Below are 22,421 nucleotides of genomic sequence, written 5' to 3' on the forward strand. Positions count from 1 at the left end.
TATCTATTCGCCCGACTGGTCTTTTGATGAACCAGAATAAATCTGTTTTAGAAACTATATCTCAAGCCCAGTTGCATTTGGTAACGTGAAGCAAAAAAGTCTTTAGAATACGTGCTGGTGTTAGCTGCATCAAAAGTATAATTTGGATTGCTTGTTGCTGAACCTGTTCCTGCAACGGCTTTCAGTCCTACACTTGCCATTGAATTGTAAGTGTTTGGAGAGAAGTATTGAACGCCCCAGTTCTTATTCAACAAGTTTGTCAGGTTAACAATGTCATAAGTGAATGTAAGCGTCTGTTTTTTAGCACCGCTTCCGGCAACAATAATGTCCTGAGAGAAACGGAAGTCAGCCTGAACATTCCATGGCGTACGCGCACCATTACGTTCTGTAAACTGGCCTCTTCTGGTTTTTAAATATTTATCTCCGTCAACAAAGGCATCAAATGCTGCTGCCTGACCCTGATCAAGAATGAAACTAGAGGTTTCGCCTCTTTTAGGAATGTACACTAAACTCACGTTTTGTCCTGTTCCGTTGATGGTTGCATTCAGGAAACCATAAGAATATGGAGAACCAGATTGTGCACTAAAGAACAACGAGAAGTTAGACACATATTTTTGCTGCGCATCCCATGCATGTCTGAAATTAACGGTAGACACGATACGGTTACGGATGTCGAAGTTAGAATAAGCCAATCCAGGGTTGTTTGGATTTAAAGCCTGGTTCAATTGCCAGTTAGATTCCATGGAGTTACGGATTCCGTTGGTGATGTCTTTAGATTGTCCGTAGGTATAAGCCGCCATCACATCTAATCCCATAGGGAAAGATTTGCTGATCTGACCGGTGATGCTGTATCTGTAACCCTGACTGGTGTTAGAAAGCAAATAAGCACTGCTGTATTTAGAGTTGATCGCTTGTGTTCCATTTTGCTTCTGATAAATTGGTTGCTGGTGGTTTACATCATACGGATAGTAAATGGCATTGTCTACCAGGTTAACCATTTGGAATTTCAGATCATTGATTACTTTGGTATAGATACCTTCCACAGTGAATTTCCACTGATCGTCAGTTTTATAATCAAATGCCAAACTTGTTCTCCAGGTTTTAGGCATTTTGAAATTGTTATCAATCAGGTCGACCTGTGTTTTACCGGTAGGGTCGCTTACATTGGTATTCGGTTGTTTGGCCACAAAACCAGCTTCTCCTGTTCCGGTCAAAGCATCTTTAATCGGATCAGATCCTGCAGCAGGTCCGTTTCCAGGATAGGTGTAACTGTTGAAATCTTGTGAACCATAGGTTGCACCATTGTTGTAATAGGCATAACCTAACCATGCAAAAGGAACACGCCCGGTAAACAGTCCGCTACCACCACGCAGGATCATTTTCTGATCACCGTTTACATCGTAATTGAAACCGATACGAGGTGAAATCTGAACCTGGCCTAAGAAGTCATTTTTAATGTCTTTTGGCTTGGTATAAGTAAAAGTTGTGCCGTAGTTCGGATCTTCAGGCGCATTGGTTGTTTTATCACTCAATGGCTGTTTGTTTGGCATATCTGCCATATCTAAACGTACACCATAAGTCAATTTAAAACGGTCTGTAACCTGGAACTGATCTTCTCCGTACAAACTAAACATATTTACCTTAAATTCTGCCGGAGGATTATTCATGATGTAATCCCTTGTATTGTTGGTATAGTTGTAATTGGTACGAACACGTTTTGGCTGGTTCTTTAAAAAGTCATCTACACTTCCATAAGCAACACGGCCGTTCCATGCATTCACAAACCCGTAGGTGATGTTATACAACTCATTGTGTGTACCAATTGTAAAGCTGTGTTTTCCTTTGGTGAAGGTATAGTTATCTGTAAACTCGAAAGTTTTCTGCTTCATGTTAAAGATACTGGCTTCGCGGTCTGTACCTAAAAAGATCGTACCACCATTAGATGCGATTTCAATCTGAGGTATCGCTGGGTTAGATGTAGGTGTTCTGTAGTCATGAATGTTAGAGTAACCAATAACTAAACTGTTAGATGCATTGTTGGATAACCTGCTTTTCAACTCTGCAACAGTCGAACTTTGGTTGTTGTTTTGTTTATAATCAATTCCACCAAACCTGAAGTTGGCCTGATCACGCTCTAAGTTTGTCGCTTCAGATCTGATCGTGTTGTTGCGGATGGTCAATTGATTTTTGTCGTTGATGTTCCAGTCTAAACGGTTGAAGAATTTGTTAGACCTTGCATAGATGTTGTAAGCATCTGTATTTTTGAAAGCACCTGCATCGATACCATATTCGTTTTTCATGCGGTCAGAGATCGCCTGTGCTTGCGCAAGGGTTAGTACCTTCATGTCCGGAGAACCAGCACCTAAGATCACCGGATCCTGGCGACGGGTTAATTCCTCATTGGTAAAGAAGAACAATTTGTCTTTGATGATTGGTAAGCCTAATCTGAAACCGGTTTGATAATCGTGAAAAGCAGATGGTTCTTTTGAATTGTCGCCAATTTTGTTTCTACCGATTAAAGAAGCGTTACGGCCATATCCGTAAACAGATCCTGTCACATCATTTGTACCAGAACGGGTTACTGCATTCACACTACCGCCTGTAAAGTTGCCGATTTTCACATCGTACGGTGCAAGTAATACCTGTACATCCTGAATGGCATCCAAAGAAACCGGATTGGTTCTTGTACTACTTCCTGGCATACCTGAGCTACCACTCTGACCGCCTAATGAAGGACTAAAACCAATGGCATCATTGTTAATAGCACCATCAATGGTTACGTTATTGTATCTGAAATTGGTACCTACAAATGAGTTGTCTTTACTACCCTGAGGGGTTAAACGTGTCACATCGGTTAAGCTGCGGCTTACTGTAGGTAAGGTTTTAATCTGCTCTTCGCCAATTCTAGTTCCTGTACCGGTCTTGGTGCCACCACGTGTGCCGGCAACCACAACCTCGGCCAATTGCTGGCCTTCATCTGTTAATATAAAGTCTAGTCTCTGGTCTGCACCCAGGCTCAAGTTTACATTTTCTTTTTCTTGCTTGGCATAACCAATATAACTTACTGTGATTTTGTAAGGACCACCCGGATTTAAGTTATTGATCCGGAAAGCACCTTCATTGCTGGTCATCGCACCATATTTTGTTCCGGTAGGTACATGTACAATCAATACGCTGGCTCCTGGGATGGCAATCCCTTTGGCGTCGCGTACTTTTCCATTTACACTGGAGGTGGTAACCTGGGCATTTACATTGAATCCTGCAAACACCAGTAATAGTACAAATAGGTGTTTTAAATTGGTCGTAAATTGTTTGTTCATTGCGTTGATCTTATTTTTCTACAAAAAAAGGAACGCAACATGATGTTAATATTAATTTTACATTAATGTGTGTAGAACTTAATGTTAGATTAAAATTGGATTAAAAAGAGATTAAAATGTGGGTTTTTTGCGTGTATTCGGGGTAGTTTCGCTTAAAGTAGGTTTCCGTAAGGTCAATTATTTCCTAATTTTATGTTAGATGTGTGTTAAATTTGTGTTAACAAGGTCGGTTTGGCGTTCATATTTTGAAAAAGGTTAAATCATAAACAAAAAAACCGGGCCAATTGCTTGGTCCGGTTCTTAATTATTCTTGTTTTGATCAAGGCGTGCAAACCAGTAAATTGGATTGGCCTAAACGCTGGCAACCCCGGCTTGCCGGTACCGCAACATCGCCAACAGGCAGGTAATGTATGGTACCTGCTTTTTTAGGTACATAAATTACTACTTCTGTTTTAGAATAGGAGTGCGGCAGGTATTTGATGTAGTAGCCATCTGGATGTAATCCCCAGATACCGTTTGGAAATTCCGTATTTACCGGCGCTATGCCAGATAACATAGCCAGTCTTTCAACCTGGTCATAAGAAGTGTTGGCCTGGTACATTAGTCCGCGGATCTTGTTTTCAATTTCGATCACAGCTTTAGCTGGCTCTGGCAGGTTACTGGTAATTTTGGCCATGGCTTCGCTGGATACATAATCTACAATGGTATTGCCCAGGGCAGAGAGGTCATCTTTATTGAGCAGTTTGGCAGCTGCCAACTGTAAATCTGCTGATAATTTGCTGAAATTTGTTTTGGCCACAATCGCCCATAACAGCAATTGGACTGTGTGTTGCTCAATTTCGGGGTGTTGTTCCCAATTGGCAATTAGTGTATGGGCCATTTTCTCTTTTGGGCCTGCCAGTGGAGCAAACAAATAACCATTTCCCTTGTCTGGCCCATAAGTTCCGGCCTGTAAACAGAAGCTTTTGAATGTACCTGTATAAAAACCAGGTTTTAATAAAAATCCTTCACTGGCATTGTAACTTGTTTTTAAGGCACACAGACTTTTCTTGACAGAATCTGCACCAAAGTTTACCGGCAGGATATCCTTTTTATTACAGTCGTCAAAATTGGTGGTAATCGGCTGGTTTTGCAACAGTTTAAGTTGCTTGTTGTTTAATAAAGAGGCGGCGCCGTTATTCAGCACGTCTTTAAGTTTGCCAAACTGTGCATAGGTATTTATACCACAGGCCAAACAAAATAGGATAATCAGGGATTTTTTCATGGTAAACAATACTAAATTTGAAGGTTTAAGCTAGCTCCAAATTTAGTGTTGTTTTTCTATTATCACTTTAAGCGTGCATTAAATTTATGCGACTTACTTATTGTTGTAATCGTAGTTGACCATCCAGTTTATTCCAAACTTATCGATAAACATGCCGAAGTAAGCACCCCAGAAAGCCTTTTCCAAAGGCATAACAATTTTTCCACCGGCTGACAGTGCCTGGAACAGCTGATCTGTTTCTGCTTCGCTCTCAGTTGAAATCGAAATAGAAACGTTATTGCCCACCACGCAGGTTTCTTCCATCTCACCAACCACATCAGTGCCCATCAATACATTCGCGCCTATAGGTAGGGAAACGTGCATGATTTTTTCACGCAGCTCTTCAGGCATGTTGCTGCCATGTGGGGTGTCGCTGAAACGTTGCAATACGCTGAACGCTCCGCCAAAAGCAGCTTTATAAAAATTAAACGCTTCTTCGGTATTTCCCTTGAAGTTTAAATAAGGATTAATTGTAGCCATTTTTTCTGTTTTTAAATTAGAATGTTTCTTGTGAATTTTAAGTTTTGCTGATACCTAAGTTAAGGAATTGTATGGTACAAATTTAACCTGCCTGCCCAAGATCCGGGCTTGTACAAACGACAATTACAGGGGTCAATCGCGACAGTTTTCAATCTGCCCCGATATCTTTTACAGATAGAAAGACGGAGTACATACTTATTTCCGTAAATTTGCCGACTTCATTACTATAATAAAGAAACTGTGTCGTTAGATAAATTAAAACTAAGTAAGTCGTTGGTCGCAGCGATGAATGATGCCGGATACATCTCCGCAAAAGAAATTCAGGCAAAAACCATGTCGAGGATTCTTGGTGGGCAAGACATTATTGCCGTTGGTCCGGAGGGCTGTGGTAAAACGACAACGTACGTACTGGGTGTTTTAAACCGTTTAAAGTACAGTACTGATGAAGCACCTAAAGTATTGATCCTGGTTGCTGATGGGGAACGTGTTGAGGCAGTAATAGCCGAGTTTTTATTGCTTAGTAAAAACAGGAACCTGCGAATTATAGGTTTGTATGGTAACGGAGGCATGGATGATGATATTCAGGTACTTTTAGATGGGATTGATATCGTTGTGGCTACACCAACACGTGCCCGTGCTGTATATTTAAAACTAGGTTTAAACTTAAACAGGCTGCAAACCTTTATTGTAGATGATGCTGAAGTGATTGTAAAACAGGGTATGCAATTGCCTGTTTGTGAATTGGCCAGAAGTGCCGGTAAATGTCAGCACCTGATTTTTACTACGGTAGTGCATGACAAACTGAACCACATGATTGATCAGTTTTTAAATTTACCAACCACACTTGAAGTAGAAGAACTGGGCGAAGAAAAAGCTGAAACCCACGAATTGCTATTGTATCAGGTCCCAAATTTTAGAACTAAAATCAACCTCCTGAACCTATTGTTGCGTGATGACGAGGTTTTTGATAAAGTAGTTGTGTTTGTAAATACGCGTTTAACAGCACAGAAATTAGGTAAAAGTTTATATTCTGCTAAACCTGCTGCAGTTTCAGTATTGAATCCTTTGTTTTTTGATGAGGAAGGTTTTGACCATATTGAAGATTTTAAGGAAACTGAAACGGCAAGGGTTTTGATCGTTGCCAACGAAGGATCTGCAGGTTTAGACCTTTCTGGTATCCCATTCATCTTCCATTTCGAGGTGCCTGAGAAAAAGGAGACATTTTTAAGCCGTGTGGTGAAAGCCGGTTCGGAAGAAGTGGTTGCCATCACTTTTGCTACGGATATGGAGCTGATTGAACTGCGTAAGATTGAACAATCTTTAGGCTTCAAGATTCCGGTAATGGACTTACCTGATGATCTGGTGATTGATAAAGTGGCAAAAAAGATTTCTCCGGAAAAAAGTAGAATTGTCAAAGAGAAAAACGATGGACCAACCGGTGGTGGTGCTTTTCATGAAAAAAAGGAAAGCAATACAAAAAGCCATAATTACGGGATCGGGCAGAAGGCCAAAATGAATATGAAGAAAAAGCATAGTTAATGATTACTATGCTATTTAAATAAATTCACAGGATTAAGTGAAAGGAAATCTGCTACACTTAATCCTGTTTTTCCAATTAATAGGATTTTATCCGGTTTAAACTGTTTTTGAAATTGGTTTAAGCCAGTATTGCTTTGGTCAGCACCGCTTTTCACTTCTATAGCGATTACCTTATTTCGTCGTTCCAATACAAAGTCTACCTCTTCATTTCGTTCGCGCCAATAATAAATTTTGAAACCTTCAGTCAAAGCACTATTGACTAAATGAGCACCTATTGCTGATTCTACCATGCGTCCCCATTCTTTTGGATTTTGGCTAATTTCTTCGAAGAATTCATTTCGCTGAGCACTGATTAGTGCAGTGTTATGAACCTGAAACTTTGGACTGGAGGAACGTTTTCGAATAATATCTGCAGCGTATTTTTCAATTCCTCCTAATAAACCTGCAGTGTCAAGTAATTCCAGGTAATGAGATAACGTTACGGTATTGCCTGCATCTTGTAGCTGGCCCAATATTTTTGTAAAGGAGAGAATTTGCCCTGAGTATAAACACCCCAGCTCAAATAATCTTCTCATCAGCGCTGGTTTGTCTACACGCGTTAACATGAGTATGTCTTTAGAAATGCTGGTTTCTATTAAAGATTGATTGATGTAGTTTTTCCATCGCTCTTCATCCTGAATCATATTTCCTGATCCGGGATAGCCTCCAAACCATATGTACTGATCAAGAGTCCAGCCAAAAGCCTGGTTCATTTCTGTATAAGACCAGTGTGCCATGTAGGTGGTTTCAAATCTTCCAGCCAAAGACTCTGTAAGACCTTGTTGTAAAAGTAGTCTGGATGAACCTAATAAAATTACTTTCAGGGGTCTGTTTTCCCGGCTGTCTGTATCCCATAGTAATTTTACCGTTTCGCTCCAGTTATTGATTTTCTGAATTTCATCTACGATAAATAGAAACGCTTCGTTACCGTCAATATCCATTCTTTGCCTAGCCACTTCCCATTGTTGAACCAACCATGCCTTGTCAGAATAGGCTATGGCATCTGCCGAAACAAAATATGATTGAATTTTTATTTCTTTGGTCAATTGATTAACCATTGTTGTTTTCCCAACCTGACGCGGACCCATAATAACCTGTATATGTTTTCTCGGTTCTTTTATGCGACTTATAAGTTCTTTGATATGAGGTCTTTGGAACATATTTTACGAATTACTCAGTATACTGAGTAAATTTACTCAATACATTGAGTAAATCGTAATTTTCGATTAAATAATTCGTTTAATCGCGTTTATTGTTAGCTTAACAATATCGATGTCATTTGCTCAGGATTATCCAGAAATCCTTTATACAAGCGGTAGGTATCGGTTTCTTTATATTTCACTTGATGTATCCCTTCTGTTGTCATCTGGTAAATGGTTGCGTCTGGATAGGCAAGCACAATTGGCGAATGTGTGGCAATGATAAATTGAGATTTTTTATTGACCAGTTTATCCATTTGCGCAAGCATGGCCATTTGACGCGTTACTGAAAGTGCCGATTCAGGCTCATCCAGAATGTAGAGTCCGGAGCCTCCGAAACGGTGCATAAACAGCGACCAAAACGATTCGCCATGCGATTGATGATGTAATGATTTTCCTCCATAGGAATCGATGATCCTGCCTCCACCGCCTCCTTCTTTATCGCGTTCATCTATTTCAGAAGCTACATTATAAAAGCTTTCTCCCCTTAAAAAGAAGCCGTCTTTCATTCTGTGCACGCCTTTGCTGATTCTCAAATAATTGTATAGAATGGAATGTGAGGGTTGGGTATTAAAATTGAAATTTTTACTGCCACCTTCTGCATTGAAGCCCAGGGCAACGGCAATTGCTTCCAGTAAGGTAGATTTCCCCATTCCATTTTCACCAATCAGATAAGTTACTTTCGGATGAAAGCTTAATTTATCAAAATTTCGCAGGCAGGCAATGTCAAAAGGATAGCCAGATGGAATACCGTCGGGAGCATGTAATTGAACTGTGTTCACGTAACCTTGAAAATCTATCATGCTTATCATTGGTAATTTGTTAATCTCTTTAAGGTTTGTTGCAAGGTGTTCTTCTTTTTTTACAAGCCACTCAGTTTACCGCGTAAAATTACTGAATGTATGGAGTAATTTTATGTACTTACGGCCAGCATTTATTTTTATGAAGGTTCTTAGTGCCTACATGGTAAGTGCAGGCAAAATACGGCTTAAGTACAGGGCATCCTTACCTCTGCTTTAGCCCTTCCTTACCCCTGCTTTACCATAAGGGTAAAGCAGGGGGTATAGCAGCCCTATAGCGGGGGTAAAGCAGGGGTAAAGCGGGTCTGTATTTTACCTGAAGTTATCCGGTACTTTTACTGAATTTACATAAGACTTATATAGCACCTGGCAGGATGTCTGATACTTGTTTATACCAAATGATTGCTATATTTATTCATGATGTTTATACGCCATACCAAAAAAATGTATTCCTTCTTAGTGCTGATTGGTTTTATCGCTGCTGCACAAGCGCAAGTTCCTGCAATTAAATCCCGTATACCAGATTCAGCTGCCATCAAAGCGATCAATGGGAAAAGTTTCGCCCGACACATCAGCATATTGGCTTCGGATGAATTTAAGGGACGGAAACCTTTCACCATCGGAGAAACAAAAACAATCAACTACCTACAGGCTGAATTTGAAAAAATCGGTTTAAAGCCTGGTAATGGGAATAGTTTTTTTCAATCGGTGCCTATGGTAGATATTAAATCTGTACCAGGAGAAAAACTAGTGATTAAAGGAGAAAACGGAAGTGTTACGGCCACATATCTTACCGGATTTGTTGCCGGAACTAAACATATAGAACCCAGCGTAAGCATCTTAAACTCTCCATTGGTTTTTGCCGGTTATGGCATTGTTGCTCCTGAATACAATTGGAACGATTATGCCGGACTGGATGTAAAAGGTAAAACCGTAGTGGTGATGATCAATGATCCAGGACTGAAAAATCCAAATTTGTTTAAAGGTAAAAATATGACCTATTATGGTCGCTGGACTTATAAGTTTGAAGAAGCCGCAAGGCAGGGGGCTACAGGGATCTTGATTATTCATGACGATATTCCTGCAGGTTATCCATGGTCTGTGGTGAGAAGCGGATGGTCTAAATCTAAACTACAGCTGGAAACCTCAGATAATAACAAATCAAGGGCAGTAGTTGAAGGTTGGATTAGCCTTGATATTGCCAGACAACTGCTTAAACTGGCAGGTAAAACGGAAAGCTTATTTGCTGAGGCACAGAAGCCAGGATTTAAAGCAGTCGACTTAAAACTCAGTACCTCACTGAAAATTAACAATACCATTAAAAAATCAGTATCCAAAAATGTCCTGGCAGTCCTACCGGGAACAAAAAGAGCAGACGAATGCATCATTTATTCTGCACACTGGGATCATTTTGGCGTTGGGGAAATTGTAAAAGGAGATTCCGTTTATCATGGCGCTGTTGACAATGCTACTGGGGTAGCTGCTTTACTGGAATTGGCTGCTGCATTTAAAAAATCTAGGATTCAACCGGAAAGGTCAGTGCTTTTTATTTCGTTTACAGGCGAGGAGCAAGGTTTGCTCGGGTCGGAGTATTATGCCAAACATCCAGTGTTTGCGATACAAAAAACAGTAGCAAATGTGAATATGGACATGATGGGGCTGGCAGGAAAAACGAAGGATATTGTAATCTATGGTTATGGACAATCAGAATTGGAAGATTATGCTGAAGCATCTGCAAAAAAGCAGGGCCGTATAATCGTCAAAGATCCCGTTCCTTCCTCGGGGCTATATTATCGTTCCGACCATTTTAACTTTGCCAAAGTAGGGGTGCCTGCTTTATTTACGGGGTCTGGGGTAGATCATGTGAAGTTTGGTAAAGCCTGGGGAATGAAACAAGCCGAGGACTATATTAAAGCCCGTTATCATTCCCCACAGGACAGCTTTGATGAAAAGACATGGGATATGGAGGGGATGGTCGAGGATGTCCGTCTCTTATTTGATATGGGCTACCGTTTAAGTACAGAGCAACGGTATCCCATATGGAAAAAAGGATCGGAGTTCAAAGCTATCAGGGAAAAGGTTTCCCCGGAATAGCATTGTCCTCATCATCCATTACCTCATAAAGGGGATCGCTGGCTGGTAAAATACCTTTTTGCCTTTATAACTCCGAAAAGCGTTTACCATGATGTATACGATGTTAATTCCATATAAAAGTGGAATGGAAAATACAAGCAGCATTTCAGCACCCCCTAAGTTCAAAAAGGAGAAGCGTGGGAATGGGAGATGCAGGATCTTTGTCAAGATAAAAGATCCGTAAAATAAAAAAGGCAGTAAGGACCAACTGAACTGAAAATTCAGTAATTTCTTTCCGGCTTCGTTTAAATTTTTGATTTTGTCCTTTTTCAGAACCCATAAAGCAAGCGGAAGGATACTTCCCAATAGGGGGAAAACCAAAAAACTCAATGCGGAAAGATTGAGCAATACCAGGTAACCCTGATCTTCCTGTTCAGCCCAGTCGATCAACTCGTCGGGTGTTAAGCCCAATGCTGATGCCAGCCTTTGCAGGGTGTCACCCCGGGGTTCAGTCTCACCGTTTTCAATGCGCTGAACAGTTCGTAAATTAATCTGGGCTTTTTCGGCCAGTTCATCCTGACTAAATCCTTTGCGTAACCTGTGCTCTTTAATACGCTTTGCGAGTTCAATGTTTTTCATAACCTATTCGTTTGATCTGCAGCAAATATATTTTGCAGATCTAAAATTTCCTTGCGGCATGTTTACGGCATTCTTACGACATTCGTGCCTGAAGCCCGTTGAAGGGCATTTAAAGGTTATTTATAGTTTCTTAGCTTCGTTCCAATACACATCCATTTCCGCAAGAGTCATATCCTGCAAGGCTTTGCCATTCTCTTTCGCTTTCTCTTCCAGGTACTGGAAACGTTTGATGAATTTCTTATTGGTTTTTTCCAGTGCATTTTCTGGATTGATATTCACAAAACGGGCGTAGTTAATCAATGAAAATAGCAGGTCACCAAATTCGCCTTCCGCTTTTTCTAAATCAATCTCTTCATTTTCGGCCACGTTGTACTCAGCTTTAAATTCCTGAAGCTCTTCTTCAACTTTTTCCCAAACTTGTGTTTTGTCCTCCCAGTCAAAGCCCACACCGCGTGCTTTTTCCTGAATGCGGCTTGCTTTAACAAGCGATGGCAAACCTTTAGGTACACCGGCCAGAACAGATTTATTACCTTCTTTCAGCTTGATTTGCTCCCAATTGCGTTTCACATCGTTTTCATCCTGAACCTCTACATCACCGTAAATATGCGGATGGCGGTTGATCAGTTTATCACAAACACCGTTTAATACATCTACAATGTCAAAATCATTGGTTTCTGAAGCGATGCGCGAATAAAAGACCAGGTGCATCATGACATCACCCAGTTCCTTTTTAATTTCTTCCAGATCGCCTTCTAAAATGGCATCCGACAGTTCATAGGTTTCCTCAATGGTGAGGTGCCTCAAGGTTTCCATCGTTTGTTTTTTATCCCATGGGCATTGCGTACGCAGGGTGTCAAGTACGGTTAGTAACCTAAGAAAGGCAGAAGATGGATCGTTTGCGGTAACTGGAGGTATGTTATTTGGCATCAATTGTTCTGATTATTTTATGACCTTAAAGGTAACCATCATTGTGGTGATAAAAACAATTAATTTATTTTGTTGCATCAACACCCTGCCTTATTCTTTTTCTTCGAGTTTGATCTTTTTGGTGATGCGATATACTTTTCGTTTCCGGTTAGGTTTTTCTTCACCTCCCAGCAATAAACCCCATGGTTTTAGCGATTCTACGCGGTCAAATATGATTTTCATAATGGCCAGGTAAGGGATGCACAGGAACATGCCTGAAATACCCCAAAGCATTTCACCTACCACGATGCCTATAAAGGCAAATAAAGCATTGATTTTTACTTTTGAGCCAACAACGAGTGGCATCAATATGTTTCCGTCTAAGGCATGCACAGCTACAAAAGCAATGACAACCAATAGCACTTTTCCAGCGCCTGCTGTAGCAAAAGTAATGAGTACACTGATTAGCAAGGCGCTAAAAATGCCGATATATGGAATGATGTTGAAAATGCCACCGATCAATCCGAGCAATACAGCATACTTGACATGTAAAACCCACAATACGAGGATTAAGAGCACAGTGACAATAAACATCTGAAGAAATAAACCTGTGATGTACTTTTTGATGATGTATTGGATCTGGCTCACAATTTCATTCACCTTTTTCGTGTGCTTTTCTTCGAATACCGAGGTTAAAAAGGTAAACAGGACACGGCGATAGTTTAAAATGAAAAAGGTGAAAAGCAAGAGGAAGGCGAGGAAAAGCATGGTGGAAGATAGCGTCAATAAGGTAGCCCCAACTACTGTGGCACTGGTAGAAACCGCACTGGTGGCACTTTGCTTTAAATAATCGATCTGCTTTTGGGCATTGACATTAAAGTTCATGGAAATCCAATGCTGAAGTTCATGAAATGACGTTTCTGCCTGCTGCTTCAATAGCGGCCAGTCCTGCCATAAATCGGTGAGCTGGTTGGCCAGGAAGTATAAGATGGCAGAGATGACAGCAATCATCAGGATTACAGAAATAATTGAAGCGATACTGCGCTTAAACCTCCATTTGCTTTCCAGAAAATTGGCCAGTGGCAATAACAACAAGGCCAGCAAAAAGGAAGTCAGTAACGGTGCTAAAATGTTATGGCCCAGTATGGCCAGATAACCCATGCAAATGATTGCGAACAATACCAATGCAAGTTTTGCGTAGAAAGGAAGATAAACGTTTTTCATTTAGATGAAATTGTGGATGTAATTTACCTAAAAACAAATGCCCTGCCAAATATTTTGACAGGGCATTTGTCTGGCTTTAAGTTCATTTACTACGCCCAGGCACTGGCTTCATCTAAAATGGCCAAATCCTCAGTGTTTAATTTTAAAGACGCCGCCTTAACAAGGTCTCCAAGCTGATTTAGATTGGTCACGCTGGCAATCGGGGCAGTAACCGATGGTCTGGCAATTAACCAGGCCAGTGCAATGCTTGCCGGGTTGGCATTGTATTGTTCTGAAACCTGATCTAAGGCTTTCAAAATTCTGAACCCGCGTTCGTTTAAATATGCTTTAATTCCACCACCACGCTGACTTTTATTTAGGTCTGCCTCACTGCGGTATTTTCCAGTCAAAAAACCACTGGCCAATGCATAATAGTTGAGCACGCCAAGCTGATGGTCAACCACTACCTGTTCCAGTTCTTTTTCGTAGCCTTCCCTTTTGTACAGGTTATATTCTGGCTGGAAAGTCTGGTACTTGGGTAAACTGAGCTTTTGGGCAATCTCAAGAGATTCCTTTAAACGTGCAGCTGTAAAATTTGATGCCCCAATCCAGCGTACTTTGCCAGCCTTGATCAGGCTGTCATATGCTTCCAGACTTTCATGTATCGGAGTACCAGCATCGTCATAGTGACTTTGATACAAGTCAATATAATCTGTTTTCAATCTTTTTAAAGAACCTTCTACTGATTTCAGGATATAGTCTTTAGACAAGCTTTTTTTGTCTGTACCCGGTATACTGCCAACCTTGGTCGCCAGAATAATACCTGTTCTATTTTTTCTTTCCAGCATCCAGTTGCCCAGGATGCTTTCTGATTCTCCACCTTTATTTCCGGGCACCCAATGCGAGTAGGAGTCGGCAGTGTCTATAAAATTAAATCCGGCTTCGGTAAATCCGTCTAATACGTTAAATGATTGCTGTTCGTCTATGGTCCAGCCAAATACATTGCCCCCAAATGTGATGGGATAAACAAATAAGTCTGAATTGCCTAGCTTTCTTTTCTCCATGATCTGATAATTTATTCAAGAGGTAACAAAAATCAACTCAACTAAGTTTGACCGCCCTCAGCATTTCTCTTTTTCCTGGTGCGCCGGGAAGTTTTTCAATCGCAAATCCATTGCTTTTTAATGCACGTTTCAGTTTGCCGGTAATGGCATAGGTAACGAAAATCCCACCTGGTTTTAAAAACTGACAGGTATGCGCAATGATTTCATCTGTCCACATTTCGGGTTGATGCTGTACCGAAAAGGCGTCGTAATAGATCAGGTCAAATTGCTGTGAGGCTTCGTAGCGGTGCAAATGCGTATGCACAATTCTGAATTGTTGTTTTTCAGCAATGCTGACCGATTGCAGGAATACTTTCCCGTAATTGTTAACCATAGCTTCCCAGATTACTTTGGGTACATAGTGCTCATAACCGGTAGATTCCAGTTCTTCATTTTTTAAAGGGTAGGCTTCCAGCGATGTATAGTTGTAAGCGATATCGTGTTCTGCACAATAAGCAGCCGTCAGCAAAAAGTTGAGACCGGTGCCAAAGCCAACTTCCAGCACCTTAATCTCCTGATCTGGGAAAAGATGGACGGCATGTTTCAGTCCGGCATCAATGAAAACGTGTTTGCTTTCCTGTAACGCGCCATGCTTGGAATGGTAGTGTTCGCCGATATCTTCATTAAATAAAGTATTGGAACCATCTGCAGTCTGGGTAATGATGTTCATAGGGATAAATTATATGCAATGTTACTATTTTTTTGCATTCATTTTAGATAAGATCCTGAGGTGGAACAACAATTGCTAAATGAATTTAAATTAATCGTGACCAAGAACCAAATTCAACTATGGCAAAAGACATCAAGGTGATCAAATGTCCACAATGTGGGAGTATAGATAAAACTGAGCTTAGAACAGACTTTTTTAAATGTGACAGTTGTGGGGCTACGTATTATCTGGACAATGATGACATTAATGTCAATGTGAACTATAGCCATAAGCCAGCAGAGGCAGCTCGGCCAGTTTTTCCAGCTCAAAAACCTAAAAGTCTACTGGTTGTATTGGTCATTGGTGTGATTGGTTTGCTTTTCCTGTTCTTTTTAATCGGAAAACCTACACGGCATAAGGCCGAGTCAGCCAAAGTGTCAGAACCCTATCAATTTTACGAAAACTATGTGTATTTAAATACAAAAACACAAAAACCGGTGCTGATCAGACTTGGCAATGAACAATTGAAAAGCCAGAATGGGAATTATGATTATGTGAACATCCATGCGGTATTTATCGATCCGGCAACGGATCAGCAATTGGCTGATCGGGTATTGCTCACCAATATCAGGAGATTAGACGATGATAATTATGAGTTTGGTATTTTTGGTAATGGAACCATACTGATGATTTATAACAAATCTAAAATATACAACCTGGATCGGGTCAACAATAAATTGACCGAGGTGACTACTACGATTTTTAAAAATCATCCTGAAATGAATTCTGGACTGGCTACTGCAGAATTGAGGTCGGACGATATGTTTAACATCCGTAACAATGATGGCGAATGGTTTTATTACGTGCTGGCGGCAGACCGGATGTTTCGTAAAGATGATTACGATAAATTTAATGAGGCCTTGCATGCAGATGGTTCCAGGACCCAGTATTTCAGCAGGGTGAATGATCAGGTGATGAAGGTGAATGGCTGGGTAAAGGATCGGATGAGCTATGTGAATTTAACACCGGATAGAAAATACTTTGACCTGAGGGTTGTTTACCAGGATCAAGCCAATTTACTGATCAGTAACAATGTCAACGCAGCTGAAAATTCGCCTGTACTTCTTCAAAATTTAGATACCAATACAGGAAAGACCATCTGGACCTTTCCGGCTGAGCACTATTACCTGGGCAGCGCGGTCAGATACAAAGATGGCTATGCTGTTGAATACTGGTCAGGAGATAACATGGACTATGTGAGTGGGGTATTGATGATCAACAATGAAGGTAAATTAAAGCACAATTATTTAATAAAAAGGGGTGAATAAAGGAGAGCGGTTAAATTATGGTGACCAGCGGTCACCATAATTTAATCCTGTCTTCAGGTTTTTTGTACAATTTATCACCCGGTTTCACATCAAAAGCTTTGTACCAGGCATCCATATTTACCGGAGCACCTATGGTTCTGAACTCACCAGGAGAGTGGGTATCCGTTTTAATCATTTGTGCAGCAGTTTCCGGCAATATATTTCCGCGCCATACTTGTGCCCAGGAAAGGAAGAAGCGCTGATCAGGGGTAAAACCATCAATTTTTTCGTCAGACTGGCCCTGTTTTGTCATTTTAAAGGCTTCGTAAGCCGCATTTAAGCCACCAAGATCGCCTATGTTTTCACCCATGGTAAATTTGCCGTTTACCGGAATGGTGTCAAGAACTTTATAGCTGTCAAATTGCTCGCCCAGTAATTTGGTTTTGGCGTTGAATTTATCGCGGTCTTCGGTTGTCCACCAGTTTTTTAGGTTTCCGTCTTTATCGTACTGACTCCCGGTATCGTCAAATCCGTGCGACATTTCATGACCGATTACCGCGCCTATGCCACCATAGTTTACGGCGTCGTCAGCATTGGGGTCAAAGAATGGGAATTGCAGAATGCCTGCGGGAAACACAATTTCATTCATTGTCGGACTATAATACGCATTAACTGTAGGTGGAGTCATGCCAAATCGGGTACGGTCTACCGGTTTGCCCAATTGGTCAATCATTTCCTGGTAAGCCCATGCGCCTGCATTTCTAAGGTTTGCAAGGTAAGTGTTGGGCGCAATGACCAAGCCCTGGTAAGTTCTCCATTTTTCTGGATAACCGATTTTTGGCGTAAAAGCATGTAGCTTTTCCAGTGCTTTTTGTTTCGTTATGTCGCTCATCCAGTCCAGGTTTTTAATCCGGATTTCAAATGCTTTGCGCAGGTTACTGATCAACTCAGTCATGCGGACTTTTGCATCAGGCTTAAAATATTGCGCCACATACAATTGTCCGAGTAGTTCGCCTAAAGTACCATCTGTTAACTGCGACATGCGTTGCCAGCGTGGGGTTTGTACTTTTTGACCGGTCTGTACCTGGTTAAACGCAAATGTTGCATTAACAAAAGGACTGCTCAAATTTGGGGCTGCGCTTTTCAGGATGTTCCATTCCAGATAGGTTTTCCAATCTGCTATAGAAACTGTTTTAAGCATGCCATTTAAGCTTTCAAAAAATAGAGGTGAAGATACGAGTAACGTATCCTGACCCTTGATTTTAGATTTTTCTAAAAGGGCAGACCAGTTTAAATTAGGTGTGCGCTTGTTGAAATCCGTCAGGGTAAACTTATTATAAGTTTTATAGGGATCACGCATTTCTAACCTGCTCATTTGAGCTTCGGCTAATTTCTTTTCTATAGCCATGATGGTTGCTGCTTTTTTAGCAGCTTCTGCTGGCCTGGTTCCTGTTAAGCCAAATAAGGTGGTCAGGTACGTGAGGTACGCTTCGCGGATTTTCACGCTCCTGCTGTCGTCTTTCAGGTAATAATCCCGATCAGGTAAGGTAGTTCCGCCCTGTCCCAATTGAACCATGTATTTGTTTACATTTTTTCTATCCTGGCCAACATACAAGCTAAACATGGGGGCTGCAACTCCCGAAACCCTTAAGGCGATAACCTGGTCCAGTATCTCTTGTAAATTGCTGAGTTGTTTGATTTTTTCCAATTCAGCTTTGATCGGGCTGTAGCCCAGTTTTTCAATGGTCAGGCTATCCATGGCCGCAGTATAGAAATCGCCAACACGTCTGCTTACTGATCCCGCAGGTGCGTTTTTGTCGGCCGCGGCAGCTTCAACCAATCCTTTAACGGCATTGATGTTGAAATCGCGAAGCACGTTAAAACTTCCCCAACGGGTTTCTTTGGCGGGTACAGGATTATTTTTGATCCAGGTTCCACTGGCATATTCATAGAAGTTATCTCCAGGTTTCACGGAGAGATCCATATTGGCAGGATCAATAAATTTTGTGGTAGATTGCGCCTGTGCTGAAAGACCGGTGATCACCACGCCCAAAACCACAACATAGGTTTTTATTGATGTATTCTTCATAAATAACAAGTTTATGTTATAAAGATACTCAATGCAATAAAAATGCGCGCTCTATAATGAAATTATTACTTGTTGAACCAGTAATAGATTTTGGCAAGACCTAATTTTCTCAGGATGGTGCCTGTCAGGGAAAATACATTTATCGTCTTCATCTTTTCGTTCTTTGTATGTATTTAACATAATTTAACAAATATTATTGTGTTGAAGCGCAAAAAAAAACTTACAACCAGGAAGATTTAAATACCCAATTTCTTACGCTGGCCTAGGTATAATCCTGTGATTACAAGTAAAGTGCCAGTGATGGTATACCGGGTGATGGGCTCGCCCATCAGCCACCAGGCATACAAGAATCCAAATAAAGGGCATAAAAACAGCCATAAAGAGGCTTTGACCGTATCGAGTTTCAAGAGGTAAAACCAACAGATCAGGCCAACTACGGAAACAGCAAGACTTAACCATAAAACCGAATAGAGTAGCCTGCTGTCGAGTTGTACGGTAGAAAAATCGCTGAAAGCCAAGGTGAAGGGTAAAAGGAAGATGCCACCCAGGGTGACCTGCCAGCCATTGATGAGCAGATTCGGTAAAGTCCATTTTACCCGCGCATAATATACGCTGGCAAAGGATACCGCCACCATGCTTAAAACCAATACGGCAAGTCCGCCCAGTGTAGAGGTTTTAGTGCCCAGTAAGTCGTAGGTTGCAATGACAATGCCCGACATCCCCAAAATGATACTCAGGATTTCATTCATGGATGGCCGTCTGCCGATTAACCAGGAGGAAAGCAGCACAATAAGCAGGGGATTGATTGAGGTAGCCAGGCTGCCGATACCGGCTGCCGTATATTTCATGGCACAGACGTATAAACCCAGGTAAACACTCGTGTTCAGAAAACCGAATATGGCCAGTTGCTTCCACTCTATTGCAGTAGGTAGCCGGTATTGTTTATCCCGGCTCAACGCATAACAAAAGCCCAGCAGCACAAATCCGGCAATAAAGAAACGCATGTTGCCCAGGACGAGTGGCGGTGCTGAATGGATGCCAAACTTGGTCGCTACAGATGCAGAAGCCCACAGCATGGCAAATAGTAAGCCGATACAGATATTTTTCACGGCTTAAAGTTAAACAGAACTATGGAATAGAAATTTTTTTTTGAAATGTTCATGAAATGCTGTCGTAGTTATCTAAGTTTGGTGCAACTAATTTATTGATTGAACTTATTTTGGGTTCACAACTATTAAAAACCTAGATATTATAATGAAGAAACTGATTTTATTGATTCAATTGTTGGCCATTTCCCTTTTCGGCTTTGCCCAGAAAAAACAATTGACCATGCAGGACGCGATTGCGAATGCGCGGGGTCCGCTTGCTCCTGAAAACCTGATTCAACTTCAATTCATTTCCGGAACGGAGGATTACGTTTATGCAAAACGGATTGGTAACGGACCAGTTTGGTACACCGGAAATGCGAAATCAAAAGAAGACCAGGCTTTTTTGTCTTTAACCCAGTTGAATCAAAAGCTGAAAGCTGCCGGACAAGATACCGTAAAGCAAATGCCTTCGATTCAATTTAATCAGGGTGCAGACTGGATTTTGAACCTGAATGGAAGTAAAGTGGCCTTAAATCCGGTTAAAAACACCATACAGGTCCTGGTTGATCAGAAAATTGCTGGTATGACCAATGTGGAAGAAAGCAAAGCAGGTTATGTGGCTTATCTGAATAACTTCAATTTATTTGTAGGAAAAGGTGCGGAACAGCACCAGGTGACCACCGATGGCACGAAAGACATTGTTTATGCTTCTTCAGTACACAGGGATGAGTTTGGCATCAGTAAAGGTACATTTTGGAGCAATACAGGTAAACAACTGGCTTTTTACAGAATGGATCAAAGTATGGTTGCCGATTACCCGATCATTGACTGGACAACCAGACCTGCACAGAATGTCAATATTAAATATCCTATGGCCGGCGACAAAAGTCACCAGGTGACCGTAGGGGTTTACAATGCGGAAACCAAAACTGTAGTTTACCTGAAAACCGGAGCGCCTGTGGAGCAGTATTTAACCAATATTGCCTGGAGCCCGGATGATAAATATGTATATATCGCAGTGTTGAACCGTGGTCAGAACCACATGAAGTTCAATCAGTATGATGCCGCAACGGGTGATTTTATAAAGACTTTGTTTGAAGAGAAAGATGAAAAATATGTAGAGCCACTGGTGCCTATGCTGTTTTTGAAAAATGATGCGGCTAAATTTATCTGGCAAAGTAACCGCGATGGCTGGAACCACTTATACCTATATGATTTAAAAGGCAAAGTGTTAAAACAGTTGACCAAAGGCCAATGGGAAGTGTTGGAAGTGAAAGGTTTTGATGCAAAAGGAGAGCAATTGTTTTATGTGTCTACTGAAGAATCTCCAACCACCAGAAATTTATATGTATTGAATGTTAAAACCGGTAAATCCAGAAGGATTACGCAAGGTTACGGGGTACACAATACACAGATCAGTACCTCTGGAAATTCTATTCTGGATAATTACAGTACGCCGGATGTGCCAAGATTGGTTCAGTTGGTGGAAACTTCAACTTCGAAGGCCAAAGTATTGCTGAAAGCTGCTAATCCTTTGGCTGCTTATGCTACTGAGAATTCTACGATGTTCACCATTAAAAGTAAATCGGGAGATGACCTGTATGCGAGTTTATATAAGCCGGTAGGGTACGATGCAAATAAAAAATATCCGGTAGTGGTTTACTGGTACGGCGGTCCGCATGCACAATTGGTTACCAATGGCTGGAATGCCGGTACCGGTGACTATTGGTTCAGATATATGGCTGAACGTGGTTATGTGGTGCTTTCTCTGGATGTAAGGGGAAGTGATAACCGTGGTAAGGCCTTTGAACAATCGATGTTCCGCCACGCAGGTGATGTGCAGATGGAAGACATGATGAGTGCTGTTGATTATTTAAAAAGTCAGCCGTACGTAGATGCTGACCATATGGGCTTGTTTGGCTGGAGCTTTGGCGGTTTCGCTACAACTGATTTTATGCTGACACACCCGGGTGTGTTTAAAGCTGCGGTTGCCGGCGGACCGGTAATCAACTGGCAGTTCTATGAAATTATGTATACGGAACGGTATATGGATACGCCTCAGGAAAATCCTGAAGGTTATGCCGCAACCTACCTGAGCAATAAAGTAGATCAGTTGAAAGGTAAATTGTTGTTGATCCATGGTCAGCAGGATCCGGTAGTTGTGCAACAACATTCTGTTGATTTTGTGAAACATGCGGTAGATAAAGGGGTACAGGTGGATTATATGATTTATCCTGGTCATGAGCACAATGTATTGGGAAAAGACCGGGTTCATCTTTATCAGAAAGTAACGGATTACTTTGAGCTTTATCTTAAGGAGAAAAAATAACCGTTCTCTTCAGAGACTGGAATCTTTTGCCGGAGAAGGCAAGATTCCTGAGGTCTCTTCTGAGCAGGTGATTTTTTAGTAAAAGTAGAAGGGGGCAGTGCTATTTGTACTGTCCCCTTTTTTTGCTAAAATGCAAGGAGTACTTAGTTTTCTGTATTATTGGTGCTTTTTCTATTAACATGCAGGGTGCTCATTTTGTAGTTTCTTGTTTTATTGGTGCAGCATCTCTTGTTCGTATACAGGCGTACTTTGTGTAGTTTCATGTGTTGTCGTTTTCGTGTATTATCGTTGCAGGTTGTATGATCAGAATGTTGGGGACTTTTTGTATGTTCATTTTTTATTTTTCAGGACTAAG

General features: G+C 41.2%; 16 protein-coding genes. 4 read left to right on the forward strand and 12 right to left on the reverse strand.

Going from position 1 to position 22,421, the window contains the following annotated elements:
• Nucleotides 1-47: 47 nt before the first annotated feature.
• The 3 genes from IM797_RS18340 to IM797_RS18350 form a co-directional block, all read right to left on the reverse strand.
• A complete protein-coding gene (locus IM797_RS18340; protein ID WP_194128628.1) occupies nt 48-3,320 on the reverse strand; it encodes a TonB-dependent receptor in 3,273 nt (1,090 codons plus the stop codon).
• Between the two features lie 319 nt (nt 3,321-3,639).
• Nucleotides 3,640-4,584, reverse strand: a complete 945-nt coding sequence (locus IM797_RS18345) for a hypothetical protein (RefSeq protein ID WP_194128629.1) — start codon at nt 4,582-4,584, stop codon at nt 3,640-3,642.
• Nucleotides 4,585-4,677: 93 nt separating this feature from the next.
• Nucleotides 4,678-5,103 carry a VOC family protein gene (locus IM797_RS18350; RefSeq protein ID WP_194128630.1) on the reverse strand — a complete coding sequence of 142 codons (426 nt, stop codon included), beginning with the start codon at nt 5,101-5,103 and terminating at the stop codon, nt 4,678-4,680.
• 240 nt (nt 5,104-5,343) lie between these two features.
• Here IM797_RS18350 and IM797_RS18355 point away from each other — a divergent pair, with 240 nt between their 5' ends.
• Entirely contained in the window at nt 5,344-6,642 is a 1,299-nt protein-coding gene (locus IM797_RS18355) for a DEAD/DEAH box helicase (protein ID WP_194128631.1), read from the forward strand.
• Nucleotides 6,643-6,653: 11 nt separating this feature from the next.
• Here the strand turns inward: IM797_RS18355 and IM797_RS18360 are convergent, their stop codons facing one another.
• Together IM797_RS18360 and IM797_RS18365 are read right to left on the reverse strand one after the other, a co-directional pair.
• On the reverse strand, nt 6,654-7,841 hold the full coding sequence (locus tag IM797_RS18360; RefSeq protein ID WP_194128632.1) for an ATP-binding protein: 1,188 nt from the start codon (nt 7,839-7,841) through the stop codon (nt 6,654-6,656).
• Nucleotides 7,842-7,936: 95 nt separating this feature from the next.
• The gene (locus IM797_RS18365; RefSeq protein WP_194128633.1) at nt 7,937-8,683 is read right to left on the reverse strand and encodes an AAA family ATPase; all 747 of its coding nucleotides are present in this window, start codon (nt 8,681-8,683) and stop codon (nt 7,937-7,939) included.
• Nucleotides 8,684-9,124: 441 nt separating this feature from the next.
• Between IM797_RS18365 and IM797_RS18370 the strand changes: the two genes are divergently transcribed.
• Nucleotides 9,125-10,774: a M28 family metallopeptidase gene (locus IM797_RS18370; protein WP_194128634.1), complete on the forward strand. Its 1,650-nt coding sequence runs from the start codon at nt 9,125-9,127 to the stop codon at nt 10,772-10,774.
• Nucleotides 10,775-10,792: 18 nt separating this feature from the next.
• Here the strand turns inward: IM797_RS18370 and IM797_RS18375 are convergent, their stop codons facing one another.
• The 5 genes from IM797_RS18375 to mnmD form a co-directional block, all read right to left on the reverse strand.
• Nucleotides 10,793-11,392, reverse strand: a complete 600-nt coding sequence (locus IM797_RS18375) for a helix-turn-helix domain-containing protein (RefSeq protein ID WP_194128635.1) — start codon at nt 11,390-11,392, stop codon at nt 10,793-10,795.
• Nucleotides 11,393-11,512: 120 nt separating this feature from the next.
• Nucleotides 11,513-12,319: a nucleoside triphosphate pyrophosphohydrolase gene (gene mazG, locus IM797_RS18380; protein ID WP_194128636.1), complete on the reverse strand. Its 807-nt coding sequence runs from the start codon at nt 12,317-12,319 to the stop codon at nt 11,513-11,515.
• A gap of 90 nt (nt 12,320-12,409) precedes the next feature.
• Nucleotides 12,410-13,522, reverse strand: coding sequence for an AI-2E family transporter (locus IM797_RS18385; protein ID WP_194128637.1), 1,113 nt, complete (start codon nt 13,520-13,522; stop codon nt 12,410-12,412).
• A gap of 89 nt (nt 13,523-13,611) precedes the next feature.
• A complete protein-coding gene (locus tag IM797_RS18390) occupies nt 13,612-14,565 on the reverse strand; it encodes an aldo/keto reductase (protein WP_194128638.1) in 954 nt (317 codons plus the stop codon).
• Nucleotides 14,566-14,602: 37 nt separating this feature from the next.
• On the reverse strand, nt 14,603-15,274 hold the full coding sequence (mnmD, locus tag IM797_RS18395; protein ID WP_194128639.1) for a tRNA (5-methylaminomethyl-2-thiouridine)(34)-methyltransferase MnmD: 672 nt from the start codon (nt 15,272-15,274) through the stop codon (nt 14,603-14,605).
• A 119-nt stretch (nt 15,275-15,393) separates the two neighbouring features.
• On the opposite strand from mnmD, the gene IM797_RS18400 reads away from it, so the two are divergent.
• Entirely contained in the window at nt 15,394-16,581 is a 1,188-nt protein-coding gene (locus IM797_RS18400) for a hypothetical protein (protein WP_194128640.1), read from the forward strand.
• Nucleotides 16,582-16,612: 31 nt separating this feature from the next.
• Here IM797_RS18400 and IM797_RS18405 read toward each other — a convergent pair whose 3' ends face one another.
• Nucleotides 16,613-18,649 (reverse strand): M13 family metallopeptidase, encoded by a 2,037-nt coding sequence (locus IM797_RS18405; RefSeq protein WP_194128641.1) that lies wholly within the window; start codon nt 18,647-18,649, stop codon nt 16,613-16,615.
• Nucleotides 18,650-18,885: 236 nt separating this feature from the next.
• Nucleotides 18,886-19,758: an EamA family transporter gene (locus IM797_RS28750; protein WP_194128642.1), complete on the reverse strand. Its 873-nt coding sequence runs from the start codon at nt 19,756-19,758 to the stop codon at nt 18,886-18,888.
• 145 nt (nt 19,759-19,903) lie between these two features.
• On the opposite strand from IM797_RS28750, the gene IM797_RS18415 reads away from it, so the two are divergent.
• The gene (locus IM797_RS18415) at nt 19,904-22,066 is read left to right on the forward strand and encodes a DPP IV N-terminal domain-containing protein (protein ID WP_194128643.1); all 2,163 of its coding nucleotides are present in this window, start codon (nt 19,904-19,906) and stop codon (nt 22,064-22,066) included.
• Nucleotides 22,067-22,421: the final 355 nt, after the last annotated feature.

The sequence above is a fragment of the Pedobacter sp. MC2016-24 genome (assembly GCF_015223055.1).
Lineage (GTDB): Bacteria > Bacteroidota > Bacteroidia > Sphingobacteriales > Sphingobacteriaceae > Pedobacter.